The following is a 15,865-nucleotide window of genomic DNA, read 5'->3' as shown; positions in this document are numbered from 1 at the left end:
CGCAACCGGGCGGCGCGCACCGGTGAGCCGCGCCAGCACCACCCGAACCGGAGGAGACCCGCCATGACCGAGCCCCTCTACCCCGCCTCCGAGACCCGCTTCGCCCAGCGTTTCCCGACACTGGAGCCGGAGGAGGCCGAGCGCCTCGTCCGCTTCGGCACCCCCGCCCATTTCGCGACCGACGAGATCATCGTGCGCACCGGCGAGCCCGGCCACGGCCTCGTCCTCATCCTCGACGGAGGGGTCGAGGTGACGCGGCGCGGCGAGCATTCCGGCGCGCCCCTCATCACGCACCGCAAGGGCAACTTCATGGGTGAGCTCGCCCAGCTCAGCGGTCGCCCCGCCCTCTTCGACGCCCGCGCCGTGGAGGAGACCGACGCGATCGTCATCCCGCCCGACCGCCTGCGCGCGCTCCTGATCGCCGAGGCGGAGATCGGCGAGCGCATCATGCGCGCACTGATCCTTCGCCGCGTGAGCCTCATCGAGACCGGGCTCGGCGGTCCCATCATCGTCGGCAACCCGAACAGTGCCGACGTCCTGCGCCTTGCGGGATTCCTGCGCCGCAACGGCCACCCCCACCAGCAGCTCGACCCCGTATCCGACAGCTGCGCCGGGACGATGCTCGCGCGCTTCGACATCCAGCCCGGCGAACTCCCGATCGTGCTCTGTCCGGGCGGCCAGCTCCTGCGCAACCCGACCGAGATCGAGCTCGCCCGCTGCATCGGCCTCGTCTCCCCCGTCGACGCGGACCGCGTCTATGACGTCGCGATCATCGGGGCGGGGCCGGCCGGGCTCGCCGCCGCCGTCTATGCGGGCTCGGAGGGCCTCGCGGTGATCGTTCTCGACGGGCGCGCCTTCGGCGGTCAGGCCGGCGCGTCGGCGCGGATCGAGAATTATCTCGGCTTCCCGACCGGGATCAGCGGCCTCGCCCTCACCGCGCGCGCCTTCAACCAGGCGCAGAAATTCGGCGTCGAGTTCGCGATCCCCGAGGAGGTCGTCGGCCTCGACCGCGTCGGCCCACACCAGCGCCTGACCCTTGCGAGCGGGGGCGCGGTGCGCGCGCGCACCGTCGTCATCGCGAACGGGGTCGACTATCGCCGCCTCTCCGTCGCGCGGATCGGCGAGTTCGAGGGGGCGGGCGTCCACTATTGGGCCTCCCCGCTGGAGGCGAAGCTCTGCCAGGCGCAGGAGGTCGTCCTCGTCGGCGCGGGGAATTCCGCCGGACAGGCCGTCGTCTATCTCGCGAGCAAGGCGGCGCGCGTGCGCCTCATCGCCCGCGGCGCCGACCTCGGGGCGAGCATGTCGCGCTATCTCGTCGACCGGATCGAGGGGCTCGACAATGTCGATGTCCTCACCGGGACCGAGATCACCGCGGTCGACGGCAGCGACGGTGTGCTCTCGGCGGTGCGCTGGCGCACGCACGGCGCGGGCGATGGCGGGACGGACACGCACCACCTCTTCCTCTTCATCGGCGCCGAGCCGCGCACCGGTTGGCTCGAAGGGGCGGACGTGCACCTCGACCCAAAAGGGTTCGTGCTGACCGGCCAGAATGGCCAGACGGGATTGCGTGCGCTCGCGACGAGCCGCGACGGCGTCTTCGCGATCGGCGACGTGCGCGCCGGCTCAATCAAGCGCATCTCGGCGGCGGTCGGCGAAGGGGCGCAGGTCGTCGCCGCGATCCACGAGCATCTGCGCCTTGCCGAGACCGAACCGCTCGCCCGCGCATCATGACCGAGGAGCCGTTTCCCGATGGCCGATGACGACCCGATCCCCGAGACGAAGCTCACCCGCACGAAGCAGAAATGGGCCGACGAGCGGCGCTTCCTGACCGGCCGCCACACGCGGCCCGAAGCGGAGCGGCTGCCGCCCGGCCAGCACCTCGTCCAGAACTGGCCGGTGCTCGATCTCGGCCTCACCCCGGAGATCGCGCCGGGGCGCTGGCGGCTCGAGATCGGCGGCGCGGTCGAGAACCCTGTGCTGTGGAGCTGGGCCGACCTCCTCGAGGCGCCGCAGACCGAGGACGTCTCCGACATCCACTGCGTCACCACATGGTCGCGCTACGACAATCGTTGGACCGGGATCGCGACCGCCCACATCGCCGACCTCGTGCGGCCGAAGGCGGACGCGGACTTCGTCCTCTTCCACGCGCACGACGGCTACACGACCAACGTGACGCTCACCGATTTCCTGCGCGAGGGCTCCCTTCTCGTGCACGCCTGGGAGGGCCGGCCGCTCGCGCCGGAGCATGGCGGCCCGGCCCGCCTCGTGATCCCGCACCTCTATTTCTGGAAGAGCGCGAAGTGGATCCAGCGGATCGAGTTCCGCACGCGCGATGCCGAGGGCTACTGGGAGCAGCGCGGCTACCACAATCGCGGCGACCCGTGGAACGAGGAGCGCTATTCCTGAGGCGGGTTCATGTAGGAGACGTGCGCCGAGACGATGCGCCAGCCCTCCGGTCCGCGCACCCAGGTCTGGCTCTGCCGCCCGAGCCGCGCCTCGCCCTCGTTGCGATACTCGCAATTGGCGATCCCGCAATCCGGCCCGTAGGTCGAGATCTCGACCTTCAGGAGCGTGCGCGGACGCGGGGCGGAGGGGCGCGCCGCCCGGAAGGCGGCGATCGCGCGGGCGCCGTAGAGGTTCTCCTTCTCGCCGTAGCGGATCGTGCGGGGGCTGTCGAAGAACAGCGCGTCGATCGCGGGGAGATCGTTCGCGACGAGCGCCGCCTCGTAGGCGTAGAAGGCGGCCTCCACCGCGGCGCGGGTCGTCTCGCGGTCGATATCGTCGAGCGCGCTCATCAATCGGCGCCCTGGTTCAGCCAGTGGATGTGCCGGTCGATCGAGGCTTTTACCGCCGCCTCGGCGCCGGTCGGGATCGAACGCTCCCAGAACGCGCCGTAGATCGCGTCATAGCGGAAGGGCGCGACGCGCTCGCCGATCGCCCGCACCGCCGCCTCGCCGAGCGGGATGAAGTTCGGATAGCTGCGCATGAAGCCGAGATGCTTCCGGTCCGCGACGACCTGGAGGATGTCGCCGGAGAGGAGCGCGCCGCGCCCCTCGGCCGCCGAGGCGACGTGGAGCACCGTGCCGCCCGTATAGTGGCCGCCGGCGCGGATCAGCGTCAGGCCGGGCAGGATCTCGTGCGTCTCGCCCATCCAGTGGGTGATGCAATGGTCCGGGCGCATCACCCATTCGGCGTCGGCGGCGTGGAGATAGACCGGAATGTCGCCGAAGGCGCGGCTCCATTCGACGAGGGTCGTGTAGTAGTGCGGATGGGAGATCGCGATTGCCTGGATGCCGCCGAGCCCGTTGATGATCTCCACCATCGCCGGGTTGATGAGGCTGATGCAGTCCCAGAGGATGTTGCCCTCGGGCGTCCTCACGAGGAGCGCGCGCTGGTTGATGCCGAAGGCCGGCGCGTTGCCGATCGACAGGAATTCGTACTCGGGGTGGAAGATCGCCTTGTGGGTGATGTTCAGCCGCTCGAGCGTCGTCCACGCCTGCCCGGTCGGCTGGAGGTACTGGCGCTCCTCCTCGCAGATGATGCATTCGCCGGGCGGCGTCTCCGTCGGCGCGTACTGGGTGCCGCAGGTCGTGCAGATAAAGGCTGGCATCGCAATATTTCCCCGTCCTAGCGCATGTTCGGCGCGGTGCGCGTCGATCGAGCGGTCCTCATTCGGCCCATATCAGGTCTGATGCACGGTGTCCGCCGCCCCGCCCGCCGGTTGGGGCGCGACGAGCGGCACGGTGCAGGCGTCGTACTGGAAGAGCCAGTCCGGATCGGTCGGCCCGCGCAGCCAGGTGTTGGCGAGCGAGATCTCGCGCACCTTGCCGACGCGCGGCATCCGGTTCGCCTCGTACCAGGCGGTGACGTCCGCGACCTCCCCGTCGATCTCGGCGAAGCAGCGCGCGAGGACGGCCGCGTCCTCGATCGCCATCGCGGCGCCGGAGGCCATGTAGGGGAGCAGCGGATGACAGGCGTCGCCGAGGAGGATCAGCGGCCCCTTGCTCCAATGCGGGAGCGGATCGCGGTCGAAGACCGGCCATAGCGTCACGTCGGGCGCGGCGGCGACCACCTGGCGCAGCTCCGGGTGGAAGCCGTCAAAATCGGCGATGAAGGCGTCGCGGTCGCCGGGGAGGACGCTCGCCCCTTCCGGCCACTCGGGCGCCGGCACGCTGGAGACGACGTACACCTCCTCGCGCGCCTGGGTCATGTAGTAGACGAGGATGTGCCGGTCGGGCCCCCACCATTTGGTGCAGGCGCGGATCGGCAGGCCCTCAAGGCGCGCCGCCGGGAAGACCGCCCGATGGGCGACGTGGCCGCTGAAGCGCGGGCCGCCCGTCCGCGCGACCGCCTCGCGCACGCGCGAGCGCACCCCGTCGGCTCCGATGGCGATGTCCGCCTCCGCCGTGTGGCCGTTCTCGAAGGTGAGGCGCACGCCCGCCCCGTCGCTCTCAAGCGCGGCGAGGCGGTGGCCGAAGGCGATCGTCCCGTGGTCGAGCGCCGATTCGAGGACGGCGTGGAGGTCGCCGCGATGGACGTTCACATAGGGGCCGCCATAGTGCGCCTCGCTCGCCGGGTCGAAGGGCAGCTCGAACAGCACCTCCCCGGTGTCCCACTTGCGGCTGACGAAGGCGTCGGGGTGGAGGCCGATCTCGACGAGCCGGTCCTCGATCCCGAGGCGGCGCATGATCTTCGTGACGTTGCTGCTGAGGTGGATGCCCGCCCCGATCCGCGAGAAGGCGTCGGCCTGCTCGTAGACCGTGACAGCGAATCCGGCCCGCTGCAGGAGGCCCGCGACCGTCATCCCGCCGAGGCCCGCGCCGATGATGGCGATCTCGATATCGCGTCGCATGAAGCCTCTCCTCAGGACTGGAGCGCGTCGGCGGCGATGCCGAGGGCGGCCTCGGCGTTGCCGGCGCGGATCGCCTGACGGTCGCTCTCGGAAAGGACGGCGCTCGCGGCGATCCGCTCGAGCCCGTGCGCGTCGAGCATCTCGAAGGGCGTGTCGGTGCCGTAGACGAGACGGTCGGCCCCGACCCGGCCGATGAGATAGTCGAGCGCGGCCGCGTCGTGGGTGATCGTGTCGAAATAGAAGGCGCGCAGAAGGTCGGACGGCTTGCGGTGAAGCTTCGCGCTGCACGCGGGGTGGGCTTCGAAGCCGCGATCCATCCGCCCGATCTGGTAGGGCAGGAAGCCGCCGCCGTGGACGAGGCAGACCTTGAGGCTCGGATAGCGCGACATCACCCCGCCGAAGATGAGGCGCGCCCCAGCGATCGTCGTGTCGGTGGTGAAGCCGATGAGATTGTTGAGGAAATAGTCCCCCGTCCGGTCGCTCCCCACGGGATGGGCCGGCGGGTGGAGCATGACGAAGATGCCGAGATCGGCGATGCGGCGCCAGAGCGGGTCGAGCGACTCGTGGTCGAGCTCGACCCCGTTCGCGTGCGTGCCGATCTGGACCGAGCGCACGCCGACCGAAGCGAGACGCTCGAGCTCGGCGATGGCGGAGGGGGCGTGCTGCATCGGCAGCGTGCCCATCGCCTCGAAGAGGCCCGGATATTCGCTGGCCGCCTCGATCAGCGTGTCGTTCTGGAGGCGCGCCCAGCGCACCCCCTCGCGCACGGGGAGGTCATCGCCGGCGATGTCGGTCCAGGTGGAGATGAGCTGAAGGGCGATGCCGTCCGCCTCCATCTGCGGCAGGCGCAGCGTGAGGTCGGTGAGGGCCGGGAAAAGCGGGCGCGGATAGAGCGGCCGGTCGAGGAAGCCGAGGCGGGGATGGCCGTCGGCGCCCGGCTCGGTGCGCACACCGTAGGCGGCCGGGTTGCGGGCGAGCTCCTCGATCAGCGCGGGGGCGACGAGATGGGCGTGGATATCGATCGTGGGCGACATCGTCATGCCGAGCGGACCTGACGGAGGGGGCGAGCGGGTCGCAAACGCATTCAGCACCACATGGGTCGGTGGGAATAGTAAGGTCACTGATAATTCGATATCGAACTAAAATGACGATACGACCCACCCTGGGGGCCGGTCAACCGGCTATTTGTCCGCCGCCTTCCCCTCCATCGCCTCCAGCGCCCTGGTGAGACGGCGCAGGAGATCGACAAGCGTCTCCGTCTCCTCCAGCCCCACCTCGGAGACGAGCTGCCACTGCGCGGCGACGATGTCGGGGATGATCTTGTCGATCAGCGTGACGCCCTTGCGGGTGAGCTGGACCTTGAGGCTGCGCCTGTCGGTCGGCTCGGGCATCCGGGCGATGAGATTCTGCGCCTCCAGCCGGTCGAGCCGGCTCGTCATGCCCGCCCCGCTCAGCATAAGGGAATCGGCGAGCTGCTTGGGCGTCAGGCTGAACGGCGGGCCGGCGCGGCGCAGCGCCGAGAGCACGTCGAAGGAGCGCCGGGTGAGCCCGTGCTCGGCGACCAGGCGGTCGATGAAGGGTGTCGTCATCGAGTGGGCGCGCGCGAGGATACCGAGGAGGCGCATCGGCCCGGGATCGATGTCCGGCCGCTCCCGCTGCCATTGCTGGACGATCGCGTTCTCGTCGTGCGGGATCGGCATGTCCGCCGCCTCCCCCTTCGCGGCCCGCTTCACAGCGGGCTTGCGCCCGGCCTTGCGCGGTTTGGCGTCCGCCGCTGCGGCACGACCTTCCGGATCGCGACTGATCATTTTTTCCTCTTATCGTTCGATCCCGAAGTGAATCGGCACTCAACCAACCCATCGCGGCCCCGCCAATCCACGGCGACGGGCGCGACCGCCACCCTCTTTCTACCCGCCAACCCGGCCCGATAGCAATCCGGAAGGCGACGGATACGCTAGCGAATTAATCAGAATGATCATCGATTTGTCGCCTCGCACAATATTGCAGCGCCCCATCCTCCAGTGTGCCTGAAATTTGGCGCGTCCGGCGAATTGACAGGGTCATGACCCCCTCATAATTTCATAACCGTTCGATATCGAACTATTGGATATCGAATTTACCGACCTGGTTCCCGCGTTACCTGACGGCCTGTCGAGGACCTCTATGCCGATTGCGTCGGTCACCGCCTATCCACTCGCCGTCCCCCAGCCGAAAGGCTCGGGGCGGCAGGGCTCGGTGTCGACCCTCGTCGTCGAAGTGGCGACGCGGGACGGCCGTTCGGGCTTCGGCGAGGCGCTGTCGCCGACGACCGCGCGCGCCGCCGCCGCCGTCGTGGAGGACGTCTTCGCCCCGCGCCTCGTCGGCGAGAACGAGGCGAACATCGCCACCCTCGCCGCCAAGATGCGCACCGCCTTCCCGACCCCCGTCGGCGGCGTGATCGCCGAAGCCATCTCCGCGATCGACATCGCGCTGTGGGACCTCGCCGGACAGGCGGCGGGCCTCCCGATCCGCGATCTCCTCGCCGGCCACGGCCGCAACGCCCTCCCCGCCTACGCCTCCTTCATCGCATGGGTCGACGATGCGGGGGCTGAGGCCCAGGCGGAGGCCGCCGTCGCCCTCGGCTTCCGCGCCCTCAAGGTGAAGCTCCAGGGCCCCGTCACGGCGGCCATCGCCCGGTCACGCCGGGTGCGCGAGACGGTCGGCGACGGGATCGGCCTCTGCGCCGACCCGAACGCCGCCTTCACCTATCGCGACGCGCTCCGCCTCGCCGAGGCGCTCGCCGATCTCGACTATCTCTGGCTCGAGGAGCCAGTCGACCCGACGGACTATGCCGCCCTCGCGCGCCTGCGCGCCAAGGACCTCCTCCCCATCGCAGCGGGCGAGAACGAGTTCACCGCCAAGGGTGCGGCCGGCCTCCTCGCCGCCGGCGCGGTCGACCTTCTCCAGCCCGATATTGGCCGCACCTGCGGCATCTCCGGCTTCCGCGACGCGATCGGCGCGGCCGCGCTCCACGCGATTCCCTTCGCCCCGCACCATTCGGGCGGCGCCATCAAGGCGGCCGCATCCCTCCACCTCGCCGCCGCTCTCCCCGGCTTCGAGATCATGGAGTGCAGCCTCCACCGCACGGCGCTGCACGACAGGCTGACGCGCGAGCCGGTGTCCCATCCGGACCTTCTCGACGCGCAGGGACGCCTTCCGGTCCCCACCGGCCCCGGCCTCGGGATCGAGGTGGACCGATCGACACTCGCAGAACTTTCAATTCGCTAGGCCCCGCTGACGGGCGGCGACCAGACATCATGGAGGGTGCAATGACCTACACGATCGGACGCAGAGGCCTTCTCAAGGGTGCCGGCAAGGCCGCCATCGGCCTCACCGCATTCAACCTCGCCGGCGGCTCCATCGCCGCGCGGGCGCAGACGTCGAGCATCGTCGTCACCCATTTTGGCGGCCCCTACGAGATCCTCGGCACCATCGTCGGCGCGCCCTTCAAGGAGGCCTCCGGCATCGACGTCAGCTACGAGGTCGAGATCTCGCCGAGCGCGTTCGCCAAGATCCAGACGCAGAAGGACGACCCGCCCTTCGACCTCGTGATGGTCTCGCGCGCCTGGGGCCTGCGGGCGCTGAAGACCGGCCTCCTCGCGCCCGTCTCCGCCGCCGACTTCTCCGAAGCGCCGAACCTCGTCGAGGGCGCGATCCCGGCCGAGGGCTGGGGCGCCGCGACGATGCTCGACACCTTCGACCTCATGGTCGACACCAACCAGATTACCGATCCCGTCACCTCCTGGCTGGACCTGTGGCGCGAGGACATGAAGGGCAAGATCATGCTCCCCAGCGCCGTCAACGGCGCGAGCGCCCTCAACTTCCTCGTCTGCCTCGCCCGCGCGATCAGCGGCGACACGGTCGACGACGCCTCGATCGACGAGGCCTTCAAGCGCCTCATCGCGCTGAAGCCGGACGTGCGCGCCTACTATCAGGACGGCGCCCAGCCCAACATGCTGATCGAGCGCGGCGATATCGGCATCTGCCCGCAATTCGGCATCCGCATCGCCAACACCAGCCGCGCGACCCCCAACGTCGTGAAGGCCTCGCCGAAAGAGGGCGTCCTCGCCGCACCGTATGATCTGTGCATGCCCGCGAACGGCAAGAATCCGGACGCGGCGAAGGAATACATCAACTTCACGCTGACCCTCCCCGTCCAGAAGGCGATGACGGAGGAGCTTCTCGCGACGCCCGTGCGCGCCGACGTCGAGGTCTCTCCGGAGGTCGCCCCGCTCGTCACCACCGATCCGAGCCTTCTGTGGTTCCTCGACCAGGAGATGGCGGCCGCCAAGCAGCGCGCCTGGCTCGACCGCTACACCCGCGAGGTCCAGAGCTGACAATGGCAGCGGCCCCGGAGGTGTCCGTCGGAACGGGTGAGCCGAGCGAGCTCGTTCTCGACGATGTCCGCAAGGCGTTCCAAGGGCACCTCGCCGTGGACCGCTGCAGCCTGTCCCTCAAGCGCGGGGAAATCCTCGCGCTCCTCGGTGCGAGCGGCTGTGGCAAGTCCACGCTGCTCAACCTCATCGCCGGCTTCGAGACGCCGGATTTCGGCACGATCACCCTGCGCGGGGGGCTCCTCAACAACGTGCCGCCCTACCGGCGCAACATCGCGATGGTGTTCCAGCACTACGCGATGTTCCCGCACCTGACGGTCGCGCAGAACATCGTCTACGGCCTCACCGCGCGCCGCATGGCGAAGGAGGAGATGGCGGCCCGTCTCGACGAGATGCTCGCCCTCCTGCACCTGACCGGCCTTCAGCACCGCTATCCGGCGCAGCTCAGCGGCGGCCAGCGCCAGCGCGTCGCCGTCGCCCGCGCCCTCGCCGTGCGGCCCGACATGCTCCTTCTCGACGAGGCCTTCAGCGCGCTCGACCGCAATCTGCGCGAGGAGATGCAGCTCGAGATGTCGCTGCTCCTGCGCCGCCTCGAGGTGACGACCATCCTCGTCACCCACGACCAGCGCGAGGCGTTCGCCCTCGCCGATCGGATCGCGGTGATGGAGAGCGGGCGCATCTCGCAGATCGGCACGCCGCGCGAGGTCTATCGCGCGCCCGAGAACAGCTACGTGCTGCGCTTCCTCGGCACGGCAAACCGCTTCGCGGGCGCGGTCACGCGCGCCGGCGACACGGCCACCATCGTCGCCGAGCCCGGCATCGTCTTCACCGTCGCCGCCGACGCGCTGGAGCGCGGCGACTATCGCGACGCCGTCGTCGACGTGCGCGCCGAGGACATCGCGATCTCCGCGAACCCCACCGCGATGCACCACCACACCCCCGCCCGCGTCTCGCTCCAGACCTTCCTCGGCTCGCAGGAGCGGATCGTTGCCGAACTCGGACCGCAGCAGGTCGTCATCGAGCGCCCCGCCTTCTCCGACGCGGTCGAGGTCAATGTCGGCAGCGAGATCTATCTCAGCTTCGATCCGGGCCGGTGCCGGGTGAGCGAGGCCGCGCGCCCATGATGCGCCGACGGATCGCGCCGTGGCTCTGGCTCCTCCCGGCCGGCGCCCTCCTCATCCCCTTCTTCCTGATCCCGATCCTGATGACGGCGCGCAACAGCGTCTTCACGGACGATCCCTACGGCAACCTCGTCCCCGACTTCACGTTCGCGAACTATGTGCGCGTCCTCACCGATCCCTATTATCTCGGCGTCTTCGCCAACACGCTGATCGCGGCGGTGGTGGTGTGCCTCATCACGCTGATCATCGCCTATCCGCTCTCCTGGGCGATGACGCGGGCGCACGGGCGCACGCGCGCGCTGCTCCTGTGGGCGATCTACATCCCGATCTATGTCAGCGTGATCATGCGCGTCTTCGGCTGGATGGTGCTGATCGCCGACAGCGGCGTCATCAACAGCGCCCTCTTGGGGCTCGGCCTCATCACCACCCCGATCCGCATGATGAACGAGGTGGAGGGCATGGTGATCGGCCTCGTCCACCGCTACCTGCCGCTGATGATCGTCCCGCTGCTGACGGCGATGCAGAAGGTGAATTCGGAGATGCTCCTCGCCTCGGCCAATCTCGGCGGCGGGCGCTGGTTCACCTGGCGCCGCGTCGTCCTGCCGATCTCGCTTCCGGGCGCGATCGCGGGCATCCAGCTCGTCTTCGCCGGCGTCCTCAGCGACTATGTCATCCCCTCGCTGATGGGCACGACGCGCTTCCAGATGCTCGCCCCGGCGATCTACTACGAGTCCTCCATCAACGCGAGCTGGGCGCTGTCCGGCGCGATGGCGACGGTCGTGCTCGTCGCGGTGGCCGCCTTCCTCCTCATCGCCAACGCCATTCTGCGCCGCATCGCGCCCTGGGCGGGGATCTGAGCATGGACCGCGAACAACCCTCCATCGGCCTTCCCGGACGCTTCTACGCGGCGCTCGTGATCCTCTTCCTCCTCGGCCCCATCGCCATCGCGATGGTGGTCGCCTTCAACAGCGGCGAGCGGCTTCAATTCCCCATCGAGGGCGTGAGCCTGCGGTGGTTCGCCTACGCGCTCCAGAAGCCGCAATTCATCGAAGGCCTCCTCATCAGCATCATCATCGGGCTCGGCAACGCCGTGCTCGCGACGATCGCCGGCACGGGCGCGGCCCTTGCGATCAACCACTACCGCTTCCGCGGCCGCGCCTTTGTGCGCACCGCCGTGATGATGCCGATCGCGATGCCGGGCATCGTCCTCGGCCTCGCGATGCTGTTCACCCTCTCGACCTACGATCTGCGCCCCGGCCTTCTCGCCGCAACGCTCGGCCATGCGGTGATGGGCCTCCCCTACGTCGTCGCGATGGTGACGGCCTCGCTCGCCAATTACGACCAGTCTCTGGAGCGCGCCTCAATGAATCTCGGCGTCGGCCCCATCGGCACCTTCTTCCGCGTGACGCTGCCGATGATCCGGGGCGGTGTCATCGCGGGCGCGGTGACGGCCTTCCTCATCTCGTTCGACAATTTCTCGCTCTCGCTCTTCATCACGCGCGGCGACACGCTGCCGTTGCGCCTGATGCAGCAGCTCCAGTCCTACGCGGACCCAAGCGTCGCGGCGATGTCGACCCTCCTCCTGGTCGCCTCCTTCGCCGGCATCCTCCTGCTCCTGCCGGTCCTCTTCCGCAGCGGTCCCCGCACCAAGAGCGCCGCCGACGAGGCGTGAGGCACGCTTGGCGCGCGGGCGTCCCGCTCACCCCTTGCGGGCGAGGATGAAGGGGCGGTGATCCGCCTTCCCGCTGCCGTGCCGCTCGACGGCGAGGATTTCGAACCCCGCCGCCTCGATCATCCAGGCGAGCGCGTCCGCCCGGAATGAGGTGACATGCGGCGCCTTCCCGACCGCCTGCATCACCGGCACGGCGATCCCCCGGATCAGGGGGTTCATGTCGCCGAGGCACGGCGTCTTCGTGACGAGATGCCCGCCCGGCCGCAAGACCGTGCGGATCGCCGCAAGCGTCCCCGCGACGTCCCGCACCATGTGGAGATAGTTGAAGGCGAGGACCGCATCAAACCGCCCCGCCTCCGCCGCCATGTCCTCGGCCGTCGCGACCCGGAAGGCGAGCCCCGGCACCGGCGCCTCGGCGAGCTTCTCGTTCGCGATGCCGATCATCCCCGCCGAAATGTCCGTCGCCACATAGGACGCGACGCCCCCGCCGAGCCGCAGCGCCGTCGACCCCGTCCCGCACCCGAGCTCCAGGACATGGTCGCCCGGCCGAAGCACCGCCCTGGTGCGCACCAGGGTCCGCTCATACCCGGCCGGATCCCCGATCGTCGCCCGTGCATATTTCCGGGACGCCTTGTCCCAGAAGCGGGCGTCGCGCGCGATGCTCATGCTCGTCTCTCCGTTGCGGGGTGGAGATAGGCATATGCACAAACTTTGAAAATTGCCGAAATTTGCAGAATCTATATACATTATCGCATGAACCGCATGGACTGGAACCACATCCGCGCCTTCCACGCGACCGCGACGGCCGGCTCGCTCTCGGCCGCCGCACGCACGCTCGGCCTCACCCAGCCGACCCTGTCGCGCCAGATCCAGGCGTTCGAGGCCGAGCTCGGGCTCACCCTCTTCGAGCGGATCGGCCGCAAGCTCGTCCTCACCGACACCGGTGCCGCGCTCCTCGCCCACGTCAACCCGATGCGCGAGGCGGCCGACGCCATCGCCCTCGCGGCGAGTGGCGAGGCGCAGACGATCGGCGGCCGCGTCACCCTCTCCGCGACCGACGCGCTGTCGGCCTACATCCTGCCCGAGATCGTCGCCCAGATCCGCGCAGAGGCGCCGAACATCACCGTCGCGATCCTCGCCTCCAACGCCCTCAGCGACCTCCACCGGCGCGAGGCCGACATCGCGCTGCGCCACGTCCCGCCCGACCGCGCCGGCCTCACCGGCCGCCATATCCTCGACACGGAGGCGGGCTTCTACGCCTCCCGCGACTGGGTGCGCCGCCACGGCCACCCGAAGACGCCGGCCGACCTCGCCAGCGCCGGCCTTATAGGGTTCGAGGACCCGGTCAGCTTCGCCACCCACCTCCAGTCGACCGGCATCCCCATGGAGCCCGCCAACTTCCGCCTCTTGTCGGACTCGTCGATCACCGTCTGGGAGATGGCGAGGCGCGGGATGGGGGTCGCCGCGATGCTGACGCCGATCGCCGAGCGCACGGACGGGATGGTCCGCCTCGTCCCCGAGATGGACCCGATCCGCGTGCCGCTCTGGCTGATCACCCACCAGGCGCTCGCACCGAGCCCCCGCATCCGCCTCGTGCAGCAGATCCTCGCCGAGGAGCTCTCCCGCCTCTGATGGGCCGCGCCGGCGCGCAGCGCCCGCCTCCGGCGACGAACGCTAGAGGCGCCGCAGGAACACCACGGTGTCGAGGACGCTCGCCCTCTCGCCCTCCGGCCCCGTCATCTCCCGCTCCAGCGAGCCGACATGGACCGGCCGCCACGCCCCCTCCTCCAGCGCAAGCGCCTCCACGGTCTCCGCGGCGACCGGAAAGCGCCAGTCGTCGGGCGCGGTCGACCAGGGCGGGCGCGAGCCGTGCTCGATGATGAGGAGATGCCCGCCCGGCGCGACGGATCCGGCCGCGCGCCGCAGCACCTCTTCGCGTGGGAAAGCAGCGAGGAAGCTCGCCACCACCAGATCGAACGTGCCGTCCGGAAAGGCGCGCGACAGGTCGTGCTGCTCGAAGCGGATGCGGTCCGCCACCCCGGCCCGCGCCGCGTTCGCCGCCGCAAGTTCAATCGCCGCCGCCGCGATCTCGACCGCCACGACCGACCAGCCCGCCCCCGCGAGCCACACCGCATCGTCGCCCTTGCCGCAGCCGAGCTCCAGCGCGCGCCCAGCCGCGAGCGGCTCGACGAAGCGGCGGAGCGCTGTGCCGGGCCGCCCGCTGGAGTGCGGCGACCCGGTTTTGTAGCGCCTCTCCCAGTAGCCTTGGGGATCGGCGCGCATCTCGTCGAAATTCGTCTTCATGTCGCGTCTCCCTCGCCGAAGATCATCGAATGGTGGGCGGCGACCCCCGCCATCACGCCGGCCGCGGTGGCAAGCGTCGCGTTGGGCATCGCGCTCGCCGCGTCGCCGGCCGCGAAGACGCCCGGCACCGAGGTCGCCTGCATCGCGTCCGTCGCGACGATCGGCCCCGTCGGCCCGTCCTTGAAGGCGCAGCCGAGGCGCGCCGCGAGGTCGCTCGCCGGCACCGTCGGCGGCGCGATGAAAAGCCCTGCGAGCGCGATCTCCCGCCCATCGACGAGCCGCACCCCCGCGAGCGCCGGGCTCGGCCCGAAGTGCGCCGCGACCGCCGCCTGCTCGATCGCGACCCCGCGCGCTTCGAGCGCCGCCGCCTCGTCGGGCGCGGGATCGATCCCTTGCGTGAAGAGGGTCGTCGGCCCCCAATCCGGCACGACCATCGCCTGCTTCGCCCCGAGAGGACCCGTCGCGAGCACCCCGAGAGGCGCCTCGTCCAGCTCATACCCATGACAATAGGGACAATTGAGGACGCTGACGCCCCAGCGCTCCGCAAGCCCCGGCAGATCCGGCAGCACGTCGCGCACACCCGTCGCGAGGATCAGCCGGCGCGCCGACACCGCCCCGCCCTCCGCCAGCGTGACGGTGAAGCCCGCCCCCGCGACGGCGGCGTCGACCGCCTCGTCCCGTCGCTGCTCGACCGTGCGATAGCGCGCGAGCTGCGCCGCGGCGCGCGCCATGATCGCCGCCGGGGCCTCTCCGTCCTGCCCGAGGAAGCCGTGCGAGGTCCGCGCGAAGCGGTTGCGCGGCGCCCCGGCATCGACCAGCAACACCCGCCGCCGCGCCCGCCCGAGCTGCAAAGCCGCCGCCTGCCCGGCGAAACTCCCGCCGACGATGACGATGTCGAAATCCACGATCCGACGCCCTCCGTTTTTACGCACCTCATTGAGTTACGTAAAAACCCGACGACGGTCAACTCAGAAACCTTATATTGTTACGTGAGTGAGACCGCGAACGGGCACCCACCCGGAAAGGACCGATCCGAATGCCGCGCGACAGCCGCATGTCCCGCATGCTCCACGTTCTCATCCACATGGACCGGCACGTGAAGCGAGCAACGTCGGAGGACATCGCCAGGATGCTGGGGACGAACGCCGTCGTCGTGCGGCGGATGATGGCCGGCCTGCGCGACAAGGGGTTCGTGGCGTCGGAGAAGGGTCATGGCGGCGGCTGGGAGCTGAAGCGCGGGCTCGACGCCATCACGCTTCTCGACGTCTACACCGCGATCGGAAAGCCGCCGCTCTTCAATATCGGCCCGCACGTCGACGACCCCGACTGCCTCGTGGAGAAGGCGGTGGACGCGCGGATGGAGGCGACCCTCGGCGAGGCCGAGGCGCTGCTGATGAAGCGCTTCGCGACGATCACTGTCGCAGCGCTGGCCGAGGATTTCGAGCAAGCCCTCGCCGCGCACGAGGCGCACCCGGAGGCCCACTGCGCGACGGCATCGCCGGACTGACTCCGCCCAGCGGCCGAAGCCGCCACCCGCCCGGCT

Annotated in this window: 17 protein-coding genes; 9 read left to right on the top strand and 8 right to left on the bottom strand. The window is 69.8% G+C overall.

From position 1 onward, the window contains the following. Positions 1-63: 63 nt before the first annotated feature. Both DBV35_RS07595 and DBV35_RS07590 read left to right on the top strand, forming a co-directional pair. The gene (locus DBV35_RS07595; protein ID WP_108659569.1) at positions 64-1,731 is read left to right on the top strand and encodes an FAD-dependent oxidoreductase; all 1,668 of its coding nucleotides are present in this window, start codon (positions 64-66) and stop codon (positions 1,729-1,731) included. Positions 1,732-1,749: 18 nt separating this feature from the next. Beyond that, a complete protein-coding gene (locus DBV35_RS07590) occupies positions 1,750-2,406 on the top strand; it encodes a sulfite oxidase-like oxidoreductase (protein ID WP_108659568.1) in 657 nt (218 codons plus the stop codon). Here the strand turns inward: DBV35_RS07590 and hpxZ are convergent. The 5 genes from hpxZ to DBV35_RS07565 form a co-directional block, all read right to left on the bottom strand. Beyond that, positions 2,397-2,795, bottom strand: a complete 399-nt coding sequence (gene hpxZ, locus DBV35_RS07585) for an oxalurate catabolism protein HpxZ (protein ID WP_108659567.1) — start codon at positions 2,793-2,795, stop codon at positions 2,397-2,399. The genes DBV35_RS07590 and hpxZ overlap by 10 nt on opposite strands. Further along, positions 2,795-3,610: an MBL fold metallo-hydrolase gene (locus DBV35_RS07580; protein WP_108659566.1), complete on the bottom strand. Its 816-nt coding sequence runs from the start codon at positions 3,608-3,610 to the stop codon at positions 2,795-2,797. The genes hpxZ and DBV35_RS07580 overlap by 1 nt, the downstream gene beginning before the upstream one ends. A gap of 72 nt (positions 3,611-3,682) precedes the next feature. Next, entirely contained in the window at positions 3,683-4,852 is a 1,170-nt protein-coding gene (locus DBV35_RS07575) for an FAD-dependent monooxygenase (RefSeq protein ID WP_108659565.1), read from the bottom strand. 11 nt (positions 4,853-4,863) lie between these two features. Further along, a complete protein-coding gene (locus tag DBV35_RS07570) occupies positions 4,864-5,892 on the bottom strand; it encodes an amidohydrolase family protein (RefSeq protein ID WP_108659564.1) in 1,029 nt (342 codons plus the stop codon). A 141-nt stretch (positions 5,893-6,033) separates the two neighbouring features. Continuing rightward, the gene (locus tag DBV35_RS07565) at positions 6,034-6,660 is read right to left on the bottom strand and encodes a MarR family winged helix-turn-helix transcriptional regulator (protein ID WP_108659563.1); all 627 of its coding nucleotides are present in this window, start codon (positions 6,658-6,660) and stop codon (positions 6,034-6,036) included. A gap of 355 nt (positions 6,661-7,015) precedes the next feature. Between DBV35_RS07565 and DBV35_RS07560 the strand changes: the two genes are divergently transcribed. From DBV35_RS07560 to DBV35_RS07540, 5 genes are read left to right on the top strand one after another with little or no spacing between them, the layout of a single operon-like run. Then, positions 7,016-8,119, top strand: coding sequence for a mandelate racemase/muconate lactonizing enzyme family protein (locus DBV35_RS07560; RefSeq protein WP_108659562.1), 1,104 nt, complete (start codon positions 7,016-7,018; stop codon positions 8,117-8,119). A 41-nt stretch (positions 8,120-8,160) separates the two neighbouring features. Further along, positions 8,161-9,228: an ABC transporter substrate-binding protein gene (locus tag DBV35_RS07555; protein WP_157961622.1), complete on the top strand. Its 1,068-nt coding sequence runs from the start codon at positions 8,161-8,163 to the stop codon at positions 9,226-9,228. Between the two features lie 2 nt (positions 9,229-9,230). Continuing rightward, entirely contained in the window at positions 9,231-10,349 is a 1,119-nt protein-coding gene (locus DBV35_RS07550; protein ID WP_108659560.1) for an ABC transporter ATP-binding protein, read from the top strand. Further along, the gene (locus tag DBV35_RS07545; protein ID WP_108659559.1) at positions 10,346-11,203 is read left to right on the top strand and encodes an ABC transporter permease; all 858 of its coding nucleotides are present in this window, start codon (positions 10,346-10,348) and stop codon (positions 11,201-11,203) included. Before DBV35_RS07550 ends, DBV35_RS07545 begins: the two co-directional genes overlap by 4 nt. A 2-nt stretch (positions 11,204-11,205) precedes the next feature. Further along, positions 11,206-12,018 carry an ABC transporter permease gene (locus tag DBV35_RS07540; RefSeq protein ID WP_108659558.1) on the top strand — a complete coding sequence of 271 codons (813 nt, stop codon included), beginning with the start codon at positions 11,206-11,208 and terminating at the stop codon, positions 12,016-12,018. Positions 12,019-12,045: 27 nt separating this feature from the next. Here the strand turns inward: DBV35_RS07540 and DBV35_RS07535 are convergent, their stop codons facing one another. Next, on the bottom strand, positions 12,046-12,684 hold the full coding sequence (locus tag DBV35_RS07535; protein ID WP_108659557.1) for a class I SAM-dependent methyltransferase: 639 nt from the start codon (positions 12,682-12,684) through the stop codon (positions 12,046-12,048). Positions 12,685-12,780: 96 nt separating this feature from the next. Between DBV35_RS07535 and DBV35_RS07530 the strand changes: the two genes are divergently transcribed. Further along, complete coding sequence (locus DBV35_RS07530) at positions 12,781-13,650, top strand: LysR family transcriptional regulator (protein WP_245943869.1); 870 nt, start codon at positions 12,781-12,783, stop codon at positions 13,648-13,650. A 42-nt stretch (positions 13,651-13,692) separates the two neighbouring features. Here DBV35_RS07530 and DBV35_RS07525 read toward each other — a convergent pair whose 3' ends face one another. Beyond that, entirely contained in the window at positions 13,693-14,322 is a 630-nt protein-coding gene (locus DBV35_RS07525; protein ID WP_245943868.1) for a class I SAM-dependent methyltransferase, read from the bottom strand. Then, entirely contained in the window at positions 14,319-15,227 is a 909-nt protein-coding gene (locus DBV35_RS07520) for an NAD(P)/FAD-dependent oxidoreductase (protein WP_108659555.1), read from the bottom strand. The genes DBV35_RS07525 and DBV35_RS07520 overlap by 4 nt, the downstream gene beginning before the upstream one ends. A gap of 131 nt (positions 15,228-15,358) precedes the next feature. Here DBV35_RS07520 and DBV35_RS07515 point away from each other — a divergent pair, with 131 nt between their 5' ends. Continuing rightward, on the top strand, positions 15,359-15,829 hold the full coding sequence (locus DBV35_RS07515) for an Rrf2 family transcriptional regulator (protein WP_108659554.1): 471 nt from the start codon (positions 15,359-15,361) through the stop codon (positions 15,827-15,829). Positions 15,830-15,865: the final 36 nt, after the last annotated feature.

It is taken from the genome of Acuticoccus kandeliae, assembly GCF_003073115.1.
The sequence above is the reverse complement of the archived record's forward strand: the minus strand, read 5'-3'. Positions and strand labels throughout refer to the sequence as shown.

Excerpts from the sequence above, each read along its gene's own strand:
- DBV35_RS07595 (WP_108659569.1), top strand. The coding sequence starts at position 64 with ATGACCGAGCCCCTCTACCCCGCCTCCGAGACCCGCTTCGCCCAGCGT.
- DBV35_RS07590 (WP_108659568.1), top strand. The coding sequence starts at position 1,750 with ATGGCCGATGACGACCCGATCCCCGAGACGAAGCTCACCCGCACGAAG.
- hpxZ (WP_108659567.1), bottom strand. The coding sequence starts at position 2,795 with ATGAGCGCGCTCGACGATATCGACCGCGAGACGACCCGCGCCGCGGTG.
- DBV35_RS07580 (WP_108659566.1), bottom strand. The coding sequence starts at position 3,610 with ATGCCAGCCTTTATCTGCACGACCTGCGGCACCCAGTACGCGCCGACG.
- DBV35_RS07575 (WP_108659565.1), bottom strand. The coding sequence starts at position 4,852 with ATGCGACGCGATATCGAGATCGCCATCATCGGCGCGGGCCTCGGCGGG.
- DBV35_RS07570 (WP_108659564.1), bottom strand. The coding sequence starts at position 5,892 with ATGACGATGTCGCCCACGATCGATATCCACGCCCATCTCGTCGCCCCC.
- DBV35_RS07565 (WP_108659563.1), bottom strand. The coding sequence starts at position 6,660 with ATGATCAGTCGCGATCCGGAAGGTCGTGCCGCAGCGGCGGACGCCAAA.
- DBV35_RS07560 (WP_108659562.1), top strand. The coding sequence starts at position 7,016 with ATGCCGATTGCGTCGGTCACCGCCTATCCACTCGCCGTCCCCCAGCCG.
- DBV35_RS07555 (WP_157961622.1), top strand. The coding sequence starts at position 8,161 with ATGACCTACACGATCGGACGCAGAGGCCTTCTCAAGGGTGCCGGCAAG.
- DBV35_RS07550 (WP_108659560.1), top strand. The coding sequence starts at position 9,231 with ATGGCAGCGGCCCCGGAGGTGTCCGTCGGAACGGGTGAGCCGAGCGAG.
- DBV35_RS07545 (WP_108659559.1), top strand. The coding sequence starts at position 10,346 with ATGATGCGCCGACGGATCGCGCCGTGGCTCTGGCTCCTCCCGGCCGGC.
- DBV35_RS07540 (WP_108659558.1), top strand. The coding sequence starts at position 11,206 with ATGGACCGCGAACAACCCTCCATCGGCCTTCCCGGACGCTTCTACGCG.
- DBV35_RS07535 (WP_108659557.1), bottom strand. The coding sequence starts at position 12,684 with ATGAGCATCGCGCGCGACGCCCGCTTCTGGGACAAGGCGTCCCGGAAA.
- DBV35_RS07530 (WP_245943869.1), top strand. The coding sequence starts at position 12,781 with ATGGACTGGAACCACATCCGCGCCTTCCACGCGACCGCGACGGCCGGC.
- DBV35_RS07525 (WP_245943868.1), bottom strand. The coding sequence starts at position 14,322 with ATGAAGACGAATTTCGACGAGATGCGCGCCGATCCCCAAGGCTACTGG.
- DBV35_RS07515 (WP_108659554.1), top strand. The coding sequence starts at position 15,359 with ATGCCGCGCGACAGCCGCATGTCCCGCATGCTCCACGTTCTCATCCAC.